Origin of the sequence: Tamlana flava (genome assembly GCF_041287255.1) — a bacterium.
In the GTDB taxonomy this organism is placed as follows: domain Bacteria; phylum Bacteroidota; class Bacteroidia; order Flavobacteriales; family Flavobacteriaceae; genus Tamlana; species Tamlana flava.
This window is the reverse complement of the sequence record NZ_JBGGTX010000004.1, coordinates 214,604-232,006: the sequence shown is the minus strand read 5'-3', so window position 1 is coordinate 232,006 and position 17,403 is coordinate 214,604. Positions and strand designations below refer to the sequence as shown.

17 protein-coding genes are annotated in these 17,403 nt (G+C 34.5%); all 17 read right to left on the bottom strand.

The features are described 5' to 3' along the window. Window position 1: 1 nt before the first annotated feature. Window positions 2-841, bottom strand: coding sequence for a glycosyltransferase family 2 protein (locus ACB104_RS12920; RefSeq protein ID WP_370479361.1), 840 nt, complete (start codon window positions 839-841; stop codon window positions 2-4). Beyond that, window positions 834-1,889: a glycosyltransferase family 4 protein gene (locus ACB104_RS12915; protein WP_370479359.1), complete on the bottom strand. Its 1,056-nt coding sequence runs from the start codon at window positions 1,887-1,889 to the stop codon at window positions 834-836. Before ACB104_RS12915 ends, ACB104_RS12920 begins: the two co-directional genes overlap by 8 nt. 52 nt (window positions 1,890-1,941) lie before the next feature. Continuing rightward, window positions 1,942-2,889 (bottom strand): glycosyltransferase family 2 protein, encoded by a 948-nt coding sequence (locus ACB104_RS12910; RefSeq protein WP_370479358.1) that lies wholly within the window; start codon window positions 2,887-2,889, stop codon window positions 1,942-1,944. Window positions 2,890-3,196: 307 nt separating this feature from the next. Next, entirely contained in the window at window positions 3,197-3,877 is a 681-nt protein-coding gene (locus tag ACB104_RS12905) for a sulfotransferase domain-containing protein (RefSeq protein ID WP_370479356.1), read from the bottom strand. A gap of 313 nt (window positions 3,878-4,190) precedes the next feature. Then, entirely contained in the window at window positions 4,191-5,294 is a 1,104-nt protein-coding gene (locus ACB104_RS12900) for a glycosyltransferase (RefSeq protein ID WP_370479354.1), read from the bottom strand. Continuing rightward, window positions 5,291-5,992, bottom strand: coding sequence for a class I SAM-dependent methyltransferase (locus tag ACB104_RS12895; RefSeq protein ID WP_370479353.1), 702 nt, complete (start codon window positions 5,990-5,992; stop codon window positions 5,291-5,293). Before ACB104_RS12895 ends, ACB104_RS12900 begins: the two co-directional genes overlap by 4 nt. Next, entirely contained in the window at window positions 5,989-6,840 is an 852-nt protein-coding gene (locus ACB104_RS12890) for a glycosyltransferase family 2 protein (RefSeq protein ID WP_370479351.1), read from the bottom strand. The genes ACB104_RS12895 and ACB104_RS12890 overlap by 4 nt, the downstream gene beginning before the upstream one ends. Window positions 6,841-6,861: 21 nt before the next feature. Next, a complete protein-coding gene (locus ACB104_RS12885; RefSeq protein ID WP_370479349.1) occupies window positions 6,862-7,776 on the bottom strand; it encodes a glycosyltransferase in 915 nt (304 codons plus the stop codon). Between the two features lies 1 nt (window position 7,777). Then, window positions 7,778-8,419: an acetyltransferase gene (locus ACB104_RS12880; RefSeq protein WP_370479348.1), complete on the bottom strand. Its 642-nt coding sequence runs from the start codon at window positions 8,417-8,419 to the stop codon at window positions 7,778-7,780. Further along, window positions 8,416-9,492, bottom strand: coding sequence for a DegT/DnrJ/EryC1/StrS family aminotransferase (locus ACB104_RS12875; RefSeq protein ID WP_370479346.1), 1,077 nt, complete (start codon window positions 9,490-9,492; stop codon window positions 8,416-8,418). The genes ACB104_RS12880 and ACB104_RS12875 overlap by 4 nt, the downstream gene beginning before the upstream one ends. A 3-nt stretch (window positions 9,493-9,495) precedes the next feature. Next, complete coding sequence (locus ACB104_RS12870; RefSeq protein ID WP_370479344.1) at window positions 9,496-10,326, bottom strand: methyltransferase domain-containing protein; 831 nt, start codon at window positions 10,324-10,326, stop codon at window positions 9,496-9,498. A gap of 3 nt (window positions 10,327-10,329) precedes the next feature. Next, complete coding sequence (locus ACB104_RS12865) at window positions 10,330-11,001, bottom strand: sulfotransferase (protein ID WP_370479343.1); 672 nt, start codon at window positions 10,999-11,001, stop codon at window positions 10,330-10,332. A gap of 9 nt (window positions 11,002-11,010) precedes the next feature. After that, window positions 11,011-12,237, bottom strand: coding sequence for an ABC transporter ATP-binding protein (locus ACB104_RS12860; protein WP_370479341.1), 1,227 nt, complete (start codon window positions 12,235-12,237; stop codon window positions 11,011-11,013). Beyond that, entirely contained in the window at window positions 12,224-13,057 is an 834-nt protein-coding gene (locus ACB104_RS12855) for an ABC transporter permease (protein ID WP_370479340.1), read from the bottom strand. The genes ACB104_RS12860 and ACB104_RS12855 overlap by 14 nt, the downstream gene beginning before the upstream one ends. A 476-nt stretch (window positions 13,058-13,533) precedes the next feature. Continuing rightward, on the bottom strand, window positions 13,534-14,118 hold the full coding sequence (gene cysC, locus ACB104_RS12850) for an adenylyl-sulfate kinase (protein WP_370479338.1): 585 nt from the start codon (window positions 14,116-14,118) through the stop codon (window positions 13,534-13,536). 7 nt (window positions 14,119-14,125) lie between these two features. Continuing rightward, window positions 14,126-14,944 (bottom strand): 3'(2'),5'-bisphosphate nucleotidase CysQ, encoded by an 819-nt coding sequence (gene cysQ, locus ACB104_RS12845; protein ID WP_370479337.1) that lies wholly within the window; start codon window positions 14,942-14,944, stop codon window positions 14,126-14,128. Continuing rightward, entirely contained in the window at window positions 14,941-17,400 is a 2,460-nt protein-coding gene (locus ACB104_RS12840) for an exopolysaccharide transport family protein (RefSeq protein WP_370479335.1), read from the bottom strand. Before ACB104_RS12840 ends, cysQ begins: the two co-directional genes overlap by 4 nt. Window positions 17,401-17,403: the final 3 nt, after the last annotated feature.

The following is a 17,403-nucleotide window of genomic DNA, read 5'->3' as shown; positions in this document are numbered from 1 at the left end:
ATTACGACTCGTTTTTATATAGACCAAAGATGCTAAAACCAAAAAAACGTTTACAAAAAACATCTATCACATATTTTTTGCTTTTCAGCTTGTTCAATTCCAAATTTTTAGATTGTTCAATTTTTTCACTCAATTCAAAAAAAGAGCCTTGCTGCGCCACAAAAAAATCGGCATGTTTTATGCTTAAATAATCCAGTAAGTATTTGTAATGGATACTATTCATGTTTTTAACCATAGAATTCTGTTGTGTTCTATAGTAAAAGCCCACAGTTTCCAATCTTTTTACTTGTCCACCTTTTTTGAGCAATGCTATCCAAAACTCCCAGTCTTCCCAGCCGTAACGCATGTTCTCGTCGTAGCCACCTACTATTTCCCAATCTTTTTTTCTGAATAATGCCGAGCAAAATATCACATTTTCTTGGCTTAAATTAAAAAGGGAAAAGGGTTTTAGTTCCCAAGTCCCTGATTCTGATCCAAATTTTTCAGCACGGCAATACACCACTTTAAGGGATTCATTTTCACGAAAAGCCTCAAGAGCCAAAGCCACATAATCTTTAGCAATTTTATCATCGGCATCCAAGGGCAATATAAACTCACCTTGTGCTTGGCTTATACCAAAATTACGGGCATTGGCCAACATTTTGTTTTCTTGATGCACGTATTTAAATCGTTTATCTTTATCCACCCAAGCTTGCGCAACCAATGCGGTATTATCTGGACTCCCATCATCAACAACAATACATTCCCAATCTCTGTAGCTTTGTTCCAATACCGATTGTAATGCTTCATCTAAATAGTGTGCATGTTTAAAACAAGGGACAATGATGGAGATTTTAGGCATAAAACAAAGTATTGTATTCTTTTTTAAATGCATCTAATGTAAAATGGCTTTCTGCATAAACGCGAGCATTTATTGCTAATTTACTATATAATTCCAGATTATTTGAAATCTTGGAAATCTTGTCCTGAGCAAAATTTAAAAACCCTATTTCAGAATTATCGTCAGCTATATAACCATTAAAACCATTTTTAAGATGTTCTTCAACACTGCCCACATTTGTAGAAATAACAGGAATACCTAGAGCCATTGCCTCCATAATTACCAAAGGAAAACCCTCTCGGCTTGAGCACACAATTAAAACTGAAATCTCAGAAAATGCATTTTGTATGGTTTTTGGATCATTGCAATTTTCTAAAAAAGAAATATTTGGATATCTTTTTTTAAAAACCTCAAAACGATCGCCTATAATTTTTATTCGATGCTTTGAATCTTTAACAAGATCAAAAAAAAGTTCAGGGCGTTTCTCTGTAGAATTTCTGCCAACAAAACCAATTGTAAAAGAATGGAACCTTGAAATAACATCTTGTTGATTAAAACCACCTATTGTAACCCCGTTGGGAATAACCAAAAACCTTTTTAAAAAATGGCTTTCCACTCCTTCTTTTTCATAAAGCTCCTTGTAATCCTGCAGTGTCTTATTATTTATCACTACCCGATGGTTTAGTAAATGAATGTAGGGCAATGATAGTCTTTCAATACCTTCATCAACAAACGAAAATGCATGTGTAAGGTCTATAGTTTTAATGTTCTTCTTCATCTTTTGTATGACCTGATAAAAAAAAGGGCTGTTGCAACCAAATAAGGTCAACGGCATAAAACGAGACAGTAGTTTTAAGCTTTTTTCAACATAAGCTTTTCGCTTATTGTTTGTAGCAAAAAAACAATAAGCATGTTTTTTAAATTCATCAGACAGCACAGAACCGTCTGTTCTATCAAAGAAAACAATTGGTTTGTGCTTTAGTGCTTTGATAATTTCTAAATGAACACGCTCAGCTCCACCTATATGGTGGTATGGAATAAATAATACAGTTATTCTTTTTGAGAACAATTTTGATTTTTTTTAATTATGTTATTTTAGTATGCAATCAGTATTATTCATTCTATGCGGCACGAGTTACTTTTACTTTTTTGAAAATTAATGCAAAAAGTTTTAAAAGCAAATATTTACTCGTTCTCGCAACATATTCCGCTAAGGATATAACACTGTTTTTATAAAAAGTGCTAAAAAGAGCTACCATATTTTTCCATGGTGTATGTTTCCCAAAATCTTTTATATAATGATTTAAATATGCCTTTAACAACTTCTTTTGTGTGTGTTTTTTATTCGCAATGAGTTGTTTACAAATGTCTGGAACAAACAGTTGCAATGCATTAAAATAATTTAAAGCATAGGCTCTTTTGTTTGCAATAGGGGCTTCTCTATAAACACTATCATAGGGCATATCATTAAAAACCTCATAATTAGAATTGCCTCGAAGCATAGCCCTAATATGAATTTCAGGGTCGTTTAACCTAGGATACTGTGGATTAAACCCTTTTATTTGCTTTAAAAATTGAACATCCCAAATAGTACACATAATGCCCCAAAGTATACGACATGACAAAAATTCAATAAGGTAGTCATTGCATTTAGGAATATCTTGTTTTCTTAATTGGTCACCATTTTGAATCATCATAGGAAATACCCAAAAATAATGTTCCTTGGTTTCCTTTATCTTTTGAATCCTGCTACGTAAGCAGATGTTGAGCAGCACATCATCGGAGTCCAAAAAAATCACATAGTGTCCTTTAGCTTTATATAATCCGTAATTTCTACAACTGCTAGCTCCCTTAATAGCATCATTGGGGCGCTGGTAGTAATGAAATCGGATATCTTTATTTGCATAAGTAGCAACTACATCCTCTGTATTATCGGTACTTCCATCATCTACCACAATACATTCCCAGTTGGTATAGGTCTGTGCCAAAACACTGTCTAGGGTTTCGCCAATAAGGTGTTCTCTATTGTAGGTTGGAATAATAATGGAAACCAAAGGGGTATTGGTCATGGCAGCAATTTATAGATACGCTAATATATGGAAATTAGAAACAATATACTTCAACAGGCTCAACATGACAAAAACACAGGTCATTAGGAGGAGTCCCAGTAGTCGGGACGACGAAGTAATCTGTTTAATTCAAACCCAATACATGAGATTGCTTCGTTGCTGCACGCCTCGCAATGACGAAAAAGCAAACCCCTACCTATCGATAAAAACCTTAAAAATCAAGGAAGAATCGCGAGATTAGGGATGAAAATCTGTTTGAGCGCAGCGAGTTTCTTTACATCTGTCGCGGTGGGTTCCGTAGTATTTTTTATGCTGATATAAATAATTTTTGTGCAAGTTCGTACATTTCCACTTCTTCTTTAAGTATTTGTTTTAACTTATCTTTAACTCCATAATCAAATGTGGTTTTTGTAGAATTAACATTTTCAAAAACATCTGTATTTATCATATTCCAATTCATCATATTACTTAACGAAACTAAGGATTTCTGTTGACATTCTGTAAAACCTATAAAATCAAAATCCTCAAGTCTAAAATCCCCTAAATAAGATTTTACCTCGTGAACAAGATTGTATGACAAATCAATTATATCCCAATTTTCATTAATAAACCTCCGATGTATTTGGTTATGATTAAGAGGTAATTTTTTATAATAATTATAGGTTGAAATCATTCGTTCAACTGGGTTTCTCATCCAAGTAATTATTTTAGCTTCAGGGTAAGATTGTTTTAAACTTAATTTTGCTGGAAAATGTCCATGAATACATCTAATTCCCCTATGGCCAAGCACAATTGGCTCACCTTGCCACATTTGCTTATTTTTTTCTGAATTATTGTTATGCTGATACAATAACTCTAAAGCATCAGGATATTGTCTTCGTAAAATATTAGTAAGTGAAGTTCCTGCAGTTTTTGGTATGTGAATAGAAATGAGTTCAACTTTTTTTTGGGGTCGAATTACGTTATATAGTCTTCTTTTTACACTCATATAATTTCTTGGTTGATTATTTCTAATTCATGTTTAATTATTGAAAGTATTTAAATGCAAAATAAGACAAAAATAAGAAGAAATTAAGTTATTTTTTTTTCTCAAATTTCAACCTTACCTGAGACTACCACCATTTCTTTTAGTCAAGTAATTACGAAGCACATCATGAGCTCCTCTAAAAAAATAGCATGCGTGAATAAAAGAAATGAACCTTTTACAATATGCTTCGACAGGCTTAGTATGAAAAAAACAAACAGATTGCTTCATTGCTCAGCGTCTCGCAATGATGATTATGCGAAATGCTTAAACAGTTTCAGAATATCAATAACTTTTGCAAACTGTCTATATGTCTCTGTAAGCTAAAATGCTCCTTAATTCTTTGTTTTCCTGCATCACCCAATTGTTTAGCCAACCCTACATCGTTCAACACCTTAAGCATATGCCCTGACATAGTATCAATATCATGTTCTTTGCACAACAATCCCGTTTCGTTATGTAAAACAACGTCAGGAATACCAGCATGATTGGTCGCTATAACTGGCAAACCAGCTGCACTTGCCTCTAATACCGCTAGAGGAGTCCCTTCCATATCGCCATTGTTGGCAGTTATAGAATGTTGTACAAAAGCAAATGACTCTTTTAAAAGTTCTCTATACTTCATTGGTGTGATAACACCTAAAAAATGAACATTATTGATAATACCATACTGCTTTACCAAATTTTTACACATGTTTAATAAGTCACCTTCACCTGCCATATGCAAAATAGCATCAGGATGTTTTTCTACTACTTTTTTAAAAGCCATAATTGTATAATAAGGTGCTTTCTTATCGGTAAACCGTCCAATGGCCAAAAACTGTTTTTTGGAAAACTTGGGTTCTACCGCTTCAAAATCAGGATGCGGCCCATAAACATTATAAATCACTTTATCCTTTGGGCATCCTAAAGCTATTAAACGGTCTCGCATTACTAACGAAACGGCTATAACATAAGAACTATATGAAAATACTTTTTCATAATTATTACAGTCTTTTACAACAGTTTCAACAGAAGCGTCGTATCCATGAAAATGAGTAATTAATGGAATATTCAAGCTTTTACATATATCTGCTACTCGGTTAGCAGTAGGCCCATACTGTGCCAAAACAAGCTGAATATTATTTTTTTTAAGTGAATAAACAAATGATTTTTCCTCTGTATCATTAATTTGAATGCCTAATTTACGTTTCAAATTCATTCTAAAAGTAACAAACCGATCAGTTAACCTACCGTAATTTTCTAAGTAAAGTGGTAAAAAACCTCCGAAATAATAAAAAACATTAGCTTTTATTCTTTCCTTTTGGGCCCGAATAAAAGTTTCAGAATAGGCATTTAAAGAAGGCGCCACCATGGCTATGTTTAAGTTTTCTTTATTCATTTTATTACAGTTCCATAAAGACCTGTTATCATTTGGCCTTCCTTAAAATCTATCTTGCTTTTTTTATCCATTTTAATCAAATACTTGATTATTGGCTTCAAGAGCCTAGATAGGTAGTTTCGTTTTTTTGTAGACATAGGACTTCTACGCACCCACAAACCTAACATCTGTGCCAATGAAGCATGCCAACCACCTGTTGCCTGTATCTCTATATTTTTGAACCCAGAATTTTCTAAATGCCGTTTTAAGGAAAACGGTGTAAAGCGATATTCATCATTCGGGACTTCGTGTAAATTCCATAAAAAAGGAACTGTAAAGAAAAAAACACCCTCAGGTTTTAAAACACGTTGTACCTCTTTTAAAACAATTTCGGGTTCTAGACAATGCTCCAAAACCTCGGTTGCCAAAGCACAATCAAAAGAATCATTATCAAAAGGCATAGTTTTTCCATTCCACGTATAATCAGGTTTTACAGCGGTATCATAGCCCAAAGCATTCTCAATATCCAAGCCAACATACTTTTTTACTTTACTGTGCTCTAAAATGAAGTTTCTATAAGGCATCTTGCCACAACCTACATCTAGTAAATCGCCTTTAAAAATTTTTGTTTGCATTTTTAATGCATTAAAAATGGAGGTTCTAATGTAGTACCTGTCTAAATTATTTGCACTAAAAGTAATATCTGTAAAGTCTTTCAAAAGCTTTTTAATTTTGATTTGAATTTATTAAATAATTTATCAAAAAAACCTCTATTTAAATTTGACAATTCTTTAGTGTGGTAGTTAATAACTTCTTCAATTTTCTTGTGGTTTTTCACATCAAAAGTTGCTTTAAAATATTTATTCAATAAAATTCTATTCTTATGATACTCTTTATGTGTAATTGTATTTGTTATTCCTGATTCATTTTTCCTATAAACACTCATGTAATCGTCAATTCTAAAAAAAACTCCTTTATAAGCAATTAAACTAAATAGTGCCATGTCTCCACTTTGTACATTTACAAACCAGTCTGGTAAATTCAAATGCTTTCTTCTAAAAACAAAGGAACTTGTGTGAAATAAAGCTATTTTAGAAATTGTGTCCTCAAATTTAAAAATACTTACATTGTAAACCCTCCAAGGTTTCAATTTATCACTTTCCTTTGTACTATTTATAACGAAGGTATTATGAAAACATCCAGAATAATAATGATTGTTTTCCAAAAAATCCACCTGCTTTTGTAGTTTTAAAGGGTCAGTCCAATAATCATCGCCTTCGCACAAGGCCATATATTTACCCCCGCATTGCTTTAAAGCATAAATAAAATTAGGCATCATACCTAAATTGGTTGTATGGTTAGTGTATTTAACCCAATGGGCACGCTCATGGCCTTTTAAAAACGACGTTATAACACCATGTGTATTATCTGTACTGCAATCGTTTGCTAAAATGAGTTCCACTTCAAAATCGCATACTTGCATCAAAACCCCATGTAAAGCTTCCTGTATGTACTTTTCATGATTGTATGTTATCATGCAAACCGAAACCATAGGTTTTGAATTCATTCAATTAATTTTTTTTAAAATTTATCGCCATTTATTATGCATTAAAACACTTAAATAGCGTTTTAACGAGACTCCAAACTTACAATAATGTATATTGGTGATAAACGTTTTTAAGGCATTCCTGTACATTTTATGGGCCAACTCATACCTAAATTTAGGAATGGAATAATTATTTAACCATTGTATAACAGATATCGGATTTTTTTTATAGCCTATGTACTGTTTTATTATTAGTACCTGATTAATTTTTTGTTGAAAATAATTAATAGACGACAAAGACCTAATAAATCCATTATTATGCACCCTGTAAACTGCTAATTCTTCTGAACTCCTGTAGGCCTTTAATCCGGTTTGGTGCAAAAGCACCGTATACAAAAACCAATCACCCAAAATGGCTTCAAAAAATTCCTCGGGGTACTGGGTTATACAATTCCTGAACATAACGGTACAGGTAATCAAATTGTTCTTTCCCAAAAAATCTTCCATACCAAAAGTTGTTGCGGCATCTCGTATTCCAACAAAGGGGTCATGCTCGGGCACACCATTCTCATTCAAAATAGTTGCTATGCCACTATGTATAACATAATCCGGATTATGCTCTAAAAAATCAAGTTGCTTTTGCAGTTTAAGAGAATCTGTCCAATAATCATCGCCTTCGCATATGGCTATATAATCGCCTTTGCACTGCTGTAAAGTCCAAATAAAGTTGGGAATCATACCCAAATTTTTGTCCTGTTTTGTAAATTTTATATCACTTCCTCTAGGATGCTCATCGATAATGGATTGAATTACACTGGACGTCTTATCTGAGGATGTGTCATCTGAAACCACAAGTTCTAGATTAAAATTGCCCGTTTGCATCAAAACCCCTTCTATAGCCTCACGAATATATTTTTCATGGTTATAGGCGATCATACAAACAGAAATGGCAACCATCTTATTGTTTTGAAATTATTCGCCCTGGCACACCAACCACCGTATAATTATCTGGCACATCATTTAAAATAACTGCACCTGCGCCAATGGTTACATTATTACCTATAGTAACATCTGGCAATATAATAGCTCCAGCCCCTACCATGGTGTAATTACCAATGGTGCACCTACCCAGTATTGTAGCTCCTGGCGACATTTCAACAAAATTGCCCATTTGGCAATCGTGCGTTATGATGGCGTTATAATAAATTAAACACCCTTTACCTATGGTAACAGCATTGGAAATTCTTGCCCCCGTCATTACTGAAGTACCCTCTCCTAACTTAACATCAAAACTACCTATCTCTGCATTTTTGGAGATTACTGTTTTAGGCACTGCGCCCAATAGTATAAACTCGTCGTGAAGCTTTTCCCTTAACCTAGGGTTACCCAAACCCAAAACAAAAGATGCATCGCCTGAAGAAACCATAAAATCCTTGACAGCCTCAAGGGATTTTAATAGTTTAAATCTGTTAAAAATCTTATCGGGCAAATCGGTACTCATATTATCAAAAAACACAATAGCATCATCAGGCATTTCCATATCAACGGAAACAATCTGGAGCAATTCCTTTGCAAAACCTTTAGCGCCTACTATGATCATTTTAAACAGCTTTTTATGATTTCTATAATGGTATTTAATTCACTTTCGTCTAAACCCACATAAAGTGGCATACATAATATTCTGGATGCAACAGTTTCTGAAACTGGCATTTCTTTTTTATCCATGTAAGGTAAGGTATTTAAAGAAGGATAAAAATAACGTCTCGGAAATATTTGCTTTGCGTTTAATACTTTTTCCACAAACAATAATTCAGTTTCCGATTTAAAAATAACCGGAAAATAACCATAGTTCCAATCTGTTTGCGCTCTTATTTTTAAAAGTGATATATTCAAGCCTTTTAACTTGTTTACATAATAGTTAACCACCTTTTTTCTTTCTATAAAAATAGTTTCCAAGTAAGGGAACAGAGCCAATCCCATAGCTGCCTGCATTTCAGACATCTTAGCATTAATGCCCAAACCATGGAACTTTAAAGGACCGTCGTGGCCAAAATTGTGGTGGTAAAAAAATGTATCATACCACTCTTTGTTATTACAAAACAAAGCACCGCCTTCCCCGGTATGAAACAATTTGGTAGCATGGAAACTACAAGTGCTTACATCGCCATAGTTAAAAATAGATAGCCCTTTATAAGTAACCCCAAAACAATGGGCAGCATCATAAATCACTTTTAAGTGATATTTTTTGGCTATGGCCTCAATGGCTTCTACATCACAAGGATTTCCAAACACATGGGTGGCTAGAATAGCTGTTGTTTTTGGGGTAATAGCCGCTTCAATTTTAGTTTCATCAATGGTTAAATATTCGGGATGAATATCAACAAAAACGGGCATACAGCCTTCCCAAATTATACTACTGGTAGTGGCCACATAGCTAAACGGCGTTGTAATAATTTCACCGGTTAACCCCAATGCTTTTATGGCAATTTGCAGCGGCAACGTGCCATTGGTCATGGCTATGATATTAGAAACCCCTAAATAAGCTTTCAGCTCGGTCTCCAGTTGTGCTACCAAAACCCCTCGGTTGGTTAACCAATTGGTATCCCATGCCCGTTTAAGAACGGCATTGTATTCGTCTTGTGGCGGTAAAAAGGTTCTGGTGACGTTTATCATTTATTATTTTTTCTCAACTACGTATAAAACAGATTTTTTGTTAATTCCTGCTAATTCAAAAGCTGTTTTACCAAAATAATTTGAACCATATTGATTTACCTTAAAACCAGTTGATTTTAGTCTATCGACAAAGTCTTTTTTTGAATACATTCTTACGTGGTCATCTTGACCAAAATATTTCCATCTTAAGTGTTCCGATTCTAAATACTTTTTATGCTCAACAGAATCCTGTAAGCCTAAAACAATAGGCACCAAACATATACCCACACCATTTTTTTTGGTAATCCTATATAATTCATTCATGGCTTTAATATCCTTATCAATATGTTCCAAAATATGAGAACAAATAAAAATATCAAATGTATTATCCTCATATATTTTCATATCTCTAATGTCAACTATGTCATCAACATCTTCCATATACAAATCAGCACTACGATAGTTTATATTTAAATTTTTAACAAAATGAAAAAGAGGTTTTGATGGTGCAAAATCCAATAAACAAGCTTTACTTTCATTATTCTTAAAAAACTTCTTTAAATATAATGATATCAAACGATCCCTATCTGAGGCACCGCATTTTTTGCATTTATAATTTTCTATATTTAGTGTTTCGAATTGGTTTATAGAATAGACTAATTCATGTTCCTGGAATTTATCTAAATAAAAATCTGAAATCTTATTAAATCCAACTCTCGAATCACATATTGGACAAATTTTTAAATCTTTTTTGAATCGAACAACTTCCAAAAAGAAACCAACTTGCTTCATTCTATTTTTGATACCCTTTTTAAATAATGTAAGGATAAATTTTATTTGTTTTTTAAATTTCATGTTTTAAAGAAAATCACATTTAAAATTTTGACTCAAAATATCTCCAGAAGTAATCTCAGGAAAATTCTTTTTAGTTGTATTTATTTTTAAAAAGGCACATAACTTTTGAAAATCTTCATTCCTAGATAAATTTACTGCAATTAACTTTTCTGGCTTATTTTTAAAATAATCTGAAACCATCTTTATATGATTCTCATATACCCCAATAAACTCATTTTTATCATACAGACTACATTTATCCTTTATAAATACATTATTCATTAAATTCCAAGACCATCCTTTGTATACATACTCGGCATTTAACAAACTTTCGTAAGACGGCTTTGATCCTTTGTTATAAAAATTAGAATGAAATTTAAAAATCGAATTATACCAATCCTCACTATTATTCCTTACTGTCAGGATAAATTTGCTATTTGGAAATGCATTATCTAAATGAGGAAACGTATATGGTAATGAAAACGGAACATCTTGATACACATTAGCATGAGACTTTTCAACGAATTTAATGATACTAGCAAAATCCCTTTCTATATAATTTTTCAATAATAATTCACCATCTCTTTGCTTAGCAACTTTATAGTCTTCCTGTTCAAAAAAAACTCCCAGAGAAGTTGTCCCTGTCTTATTAAGACCTATGCAGAATATTTTTTCTTTTGAATTTTTAAATAGCATTTTTTTATATCAATAATTTTCGAATGTTGAAGCTAATAAAAAGGGGGGCCAAACTTCTTCACTGTCTATAATTTGAAAAGACAAAATACTGTGTACTCGCAGTAAAGGTTCTCCAGTGTTCATTTTTCCAACATAAATATTAATTGAATATAGTCCCTTTGATAATTGTACTCTTTTATTGGTTATTACAAATTCTATCAAATTATCTTTAACTTCAATAGTATCAGATATCTTATTTTTTTTTAAAACAGCTACCGAGCGTTGTTCTTTATCAAAAATTGAAACTTCAAATTGAGGAATATTTATTTGATTTTTTAATTTGAACCTAAAATAAATTTTTAAATCATCAAGCCAGTTAATTTGTTGAACACCTCCTATTTCATTTTTAGTTTCCATTAGCTTTACATCTTCAAGTTCTATACTACCATCTGCAAATATCACGTTAGATTCACTATTAGAAAACCTAGAATAATACAAGTCAATAGCCTTAGCTACACCCTCACCTTGGAAAACAGAAACGCCATGCTCCATCAAAATAATCTGGTTACAAATTCGGGACACCATGGGCATACTATGGCTAACAAATATAATGGCCGATTTGGGTAACATTAAATCAATGTGCTTAAAACACTTTAACACAAAGCCTAAATCGCCTACAGCCAAAACCTCGTCAATAATCAGCACATCAGGTTCCATTTGTGCGGCTACAGCAAAGCCCAGTCGCACCTTCATACCACTACTGTAATGCTGTACTGGCATATCTATAAAGTCCCGTATTTCGGCAAAATCGATTATGGACTCTACCTTACTATCTATTTCCTTTTTGGTAAACCCTAATATAACACCATTGTTATAAATGTTTTCACGCCCCGTAAGTATCGGGTTAAAACCTGCACCCAACTCAATAAGTGCTCCCACACGCCCTTTTATGGTTACTTTACCGGAATCGGGGTTAATCAAACCGTTTAATATTTTAAGTAAGGTACTTTTTCCGGCGCCATTATGGCCAATAAGACCCAAACATTCACCACGACGCAACTCAAAACTCACATCTTTTACCGCCCAGAATTCTTTAGGGCGCAGTTCGCGGTCGCTAACATTACCACGCATATTAGTTAGCAAATCTTTAACCCCATACCACAGGCTGGTCTTCAAATCTTTGCAAAACTTTTTGCTTAAGCCTTCTACTTTTACGAGGACGTCGTTATCGGGCATCATGAGGTTAATTACGTTCAACAATTACTGGAATGGATAAGCGGTACCATACTAAAGCCAAAGCCAATACGGGTATCGTTATTAAAAAAATAACTCCAAAATAACTTAAATACACAAAATCACCACCTAATAACACATCTCTGGTTACCGTAATAAGTGCTGTAAACGGATTGAGTTCCATTAGTGTTTTCATCATGCCCGATGGCGGCACGACGTACACTACAGGGGTAATATACATAATAAAAGACAGCCCTAAACTCACTACTTTACCTACATCGGTATACAACATACTAAAAGGGGTTAGCAATAAGCCTATAGCTATTCCCACCAAAATAATAACCAGTAAACTTAAAGGAAATAAAAGCAATCCCCATTGAAATGGCATGCCATAAATAAGCATTAACACCAATAGCAAACCCATTTTAAAACTGGTATCGAACAACAGTTTATAAACACCAGACACCACCAAGGCTTCTTTAGGAAAATTTATCTTACTTAACAACCCTCTGGCACCCTGTGTACTTTGCGCCGGTGTATTGATGGCTTGTCTTAATACCGACCAAAGCAAAGTTCCCGAAAACACAAATACAGGGTACGGCACGTCGGTATCAGATAATTTAACAGTGCCAGAGCTACTTAAAAATATCCAGACAAAAGCGGTTGTTAATGGCATAATAAATGCCCACAGAATACCGAAGTACGATTGCCGGTATTGGGCCTTAATATCTCTAACCGTAATTTGTTTGGCCAAAAACCGAGAGCCATAGATATCTTTTAAACTTGCTTTTAATAGTTTAAAAACACTTAGGTTATTTTCTTTTTGGTAAATCCTGGTTTCCATAGCAGTAACAAATAAACAATATTTTTAACTTTAATCATAGCAACATACAGACATTACAACGAAAACTAAGGCTTACTTATTACTGAATTTACAGGTAAGACTAATTTGGGACTAAATTTGGTATGTTAAATGCTCCCTTTTGTCATTCCGACCTGCCTGTGTTGAACTTGTTTCAGTATTTCGGAATCTCACCATTCACAACATGAGATGCTGAAACGCGTTAGTTTAGTATGACAAGGGTTTGGTACTGCATTAGGAATTAACTTTATATTGCCCGTTCGAGTGGTTTTAGAAAAATGCGTCTCGATACAAATTTGTTCGTCCCTCACAAATCCACTCGACGTGACAACCCATAAACAAAACTTGTCAGTTCGAGTGATTTTCGAAGCATGAAAAATTGCCTGGAGAACCTTGTCAGTTCGAGTGGTTTTCGAAGTATGAGAAAATTGTATCGAGAACCAAATTCAGCATGAAAACTACAACCGCCCCTTCAAAACCTCTAAAATCCGCTTTACTGCATCTTCAGGACACTCCTCAACGGTTTTGATTTCTAGTGTTGGTTGCTCGGGAATCTCAAAAGGGGCGCTAATCCCCGTAAAGTTCTTAATCTCCCCGCTACGTGCTTTTTTATATAAGCCTTTAACATCGCGCTGTTCGCAAACCTCTAAAGGCGTATTCACAAAAACCTCTATGTAATAGGCATCGCCCACAATGGTTTTTATCATCTCGCGAATGCTGTTGTAAGGCGAAATAAAGGCTGCAATCACCACCACGCCCGCATCGATAAAAAGCTTAGCCACCTCAGCCGTACGACGTAAGTTTTCGGTACGGTCTTCCTTGGTAAACATTAAATCCTTATTTAACCCCCTGCGTAAGTTATCACCATCTAAGGTATAAGTATGAACTTGTTCTTTATGCAACTCTTTTTCCAATAAATTGGCTATGGTCGATTTTCCTGAGCCTGACAATCCGGTAAACCAAATAAGACAGGGTTTATGCTTGTTTATCAACCTCCTGTCCTGCTGGGTAATGCTATATTTTTGCTTTTTGTTATGTTTCATTTAGGGTTTACTGTACTATAAAAAAGGGGTTCAACAAATTAGGTTTATTATACACCAAAGGTTGGTCGCTATCCACCTGTGAAACCTCCAGACCAACGGCTGCACAGATTGCATGCCCAGCTGCGGTATCCCATTCCATGGTAGGCGCAAATCGCGGATATATATTGGCAGCTCCTTCGGCTACCAAACAAAACTTTAATGAACTGCCTTTAGACAACATCTCTACTGTATAGCCTTCCTGTTGAAATTCTTTAATCAATACATCGGTATCTGCACTTTTATGCGACCGGCTGCCCACCACACGTAATGTTGCATTTAGATTCCAAACTGGAAGAATAGGGTCACACTGATTGATTACCTCTTCACTAAACATGTGGTTTGGTACGATGCATTTATAGGCCTTTTGGGTTTTCACCTCAGCGAAATACAAAGTCTGCTCTACGGGCACATAAATAACGCCCAATACCGGTTTACCCTTTTCTATAAGCGCTATATTTACGGTAAACTCGCCATTGCGTTTTATAAATTCCTTAGTACCATCCAATGGGTCTACCATCCAACATGTATTCCATTTTTTTCTGGTAGCAAATGGAATCTGTTTATTTTCTTCACTGATAATGGGAATGGCTGTTGTTTCCAAGTAGGTATTTATTACAGCATTGGCCCTGGTATCGGCTATGGTCAATGGGGAATCGTCGGGTTTTAAAACGACTTTAAAATCATCAGAATAAATTTCCATGATTTCTGCTCCCGCACTAATTGCTGCTTTTATAGCTATTAAAAGTAGCTTGTCCATTGATGAAGTCTGCTTTAAATCAGCATTCATGCTTTTTTAAAAAGGGTTTTGATTTTTTGCCACACCCCATTTTTATGGTTTTCGTCATCATGGTAACCATTGGCATAATTACCATAACCGTAGCCATAACCGTAGCCATAGCCATAGCCATAGCCGTATTTGGCTTTTTGATCGTAACCATTATACACCACGCTAATGTTTTTAACCTGTTCGGTTCGGTGTTTTTCGTTTATAAAATTTAGCATTTCGCGTTTTGTATAGTCCTGCCGAACCACATATAACGTAGCATCTACATGCTCAATCAATTCCAAAGCATCGGCCACCAAACCAATAGGTGGCGTGTCCAGAATAATATATTCGTATATGGTTTTTAATTGGTCTATAAGCGCTTTGAGCCTATCTGTAATCAATAGCTCCGAAGGGTTTGGCGGTATGGCCCCTGAAGTAATGACATCCAGATGGTTTACACCGGTAGTTTGGATAACATTGCCTAGGGGTTCATCATCTACCAGATAATTTACAATACCTTTATCATTATCAATTCCAAAATCATTAAAAATCTTTGGTTTTCTTAAGTCCAATCCCAATAAAATGGTTTTTTTACCACTTAGAGCAAATACCGTAGCCACATTAATAGAACAAAAGGTTTTTCCCTCACCGCTTACAGATGATGATACCAATACCGTTTTAGTACCTTCAATTTTTTGGGCTTTAAAAAAATATTGCAATCCTGTACGAATGGCACGAAAGGATTCTGAGGTCGCTGATCTCGGACTTCTGTGAACGACCAAATTATCATTTAATTTATTTTTTCCAACAACTCCTAAAATAGGAATTTTGGTTAATTGCTCAACATCTAAGGGGCTGTGGATATAATGGTCTGTAATAGTAACAATAAAAGCTATCAACAATGGAATGAGCAGAGCCAAAAAAGCAGCCATGATATAGCGCACATTTAAATTTCTACCCAAAACCATGGCACCCGTATTTTTAGCGGCATCAATAACCAAGATATCGGATACATTGGACGCTTTAATAATTTCGGCCTCCCCACGCTTGGCTAAAAACACATTATAGGTTTGCTGACTTAAAGAATATTGACGTTCTATACTTATGAGTTGCTGCTGATCTTCAGGCAACTTGCTAAACTGCAACTCTAACTGGCTCAAATCTTTATTAACTTGAACTTGCTCACGTTTCAAACCATTGGTAACCGAACTGATATTTTCCAAAAGCACATTCTTCAACCCCTCAATTTGCCTGTTTAAATCGTTAAAAATACTTGTATCACTTCTTACGGAATATTGCAATTTAGATTTTTCAACTGATAGTTCATTAATCTTACTAACATTAGCAAGGATGTTAGGGTCACTAATGCCCGCAATGGAGGGTGCTGGTATATCTGTAAAAGTATTACTGGTCAATAAGTAGCTTCTCAAATTGGCATAATAATCCAACTGCCTAATGATACTTTCTTTATTACCATCTAACTTGGTAAACTTATCGTTAAGCAGTTTGCTTTCATCATCCAGACTATAAATTTTATTTTTCTTTCTATAATCATTTAACGCACTGGCATTATCAGACAACTCATCCTTGACCCTTGAAATTTGGTCATCAATAAATTTAATGGCATTGCTGGCATATAGGTTTTTACGTTCCAATTGATCTTCACTCAAAACATCCACCATCGCATTTAAATAATCGACTATCTTTTGGGTATTTTTATCAATAAGGGCTATATCCAATATGGGAGATCCTGCAACATTACTAATATTTGTCCTACCTTTATAACTGGCCACAACACCGTCAAAATTTCCAAATAAAATAAACAAGGGATTACCTATGTTTGGTTTACGCCCTTCTTCTAATTTAAGTACCCCCTTTAGAAATGGCAAATCGATTTTTTCGTTTACTTTAAACTGCTTTTTAAAAACACCTACTGGTACTTCAACCCTCGATATGGATTTAGTTATATAGTTCTGTGCATGTACTGTACTACTTTGAAAATTAACCTGAAGTTCATAGGTATCATCATTAATAAATTTAATGCTTACGGGAATATTGATCAACTGAGGTGCATTATAATCATGATCAAACCTAAATGGTGCTGCTTTATAAATATCTTGTTTTGTAAAGCGTCCTTGTCTTAAATAACTCTTGTAAAACTCCAAACGCTCTACAACTTTTTCATGATGGGTTCGGGATTCCAATGTGACTATAATAGTCCGTAATTTAGAAGTTACACCACCCCAATTAAAAGTTAAACTGGCATTGGAAGTAAATAACGGATTGCTATCATCTTCTATAGCTATTTTAGAGCTTAACTTATAGGAGAACTCCTCACGTATGTTCATCTGATAGACCACATAAATACCCATTATTAGCAACAGTAAAAACCACTTCCAATAGCTTAAAGCTCTAAATAAAAACTTTTTGATATCGAATGCTGAGCTAGATTCTGAAACTTCAAATTCATCAATCATACC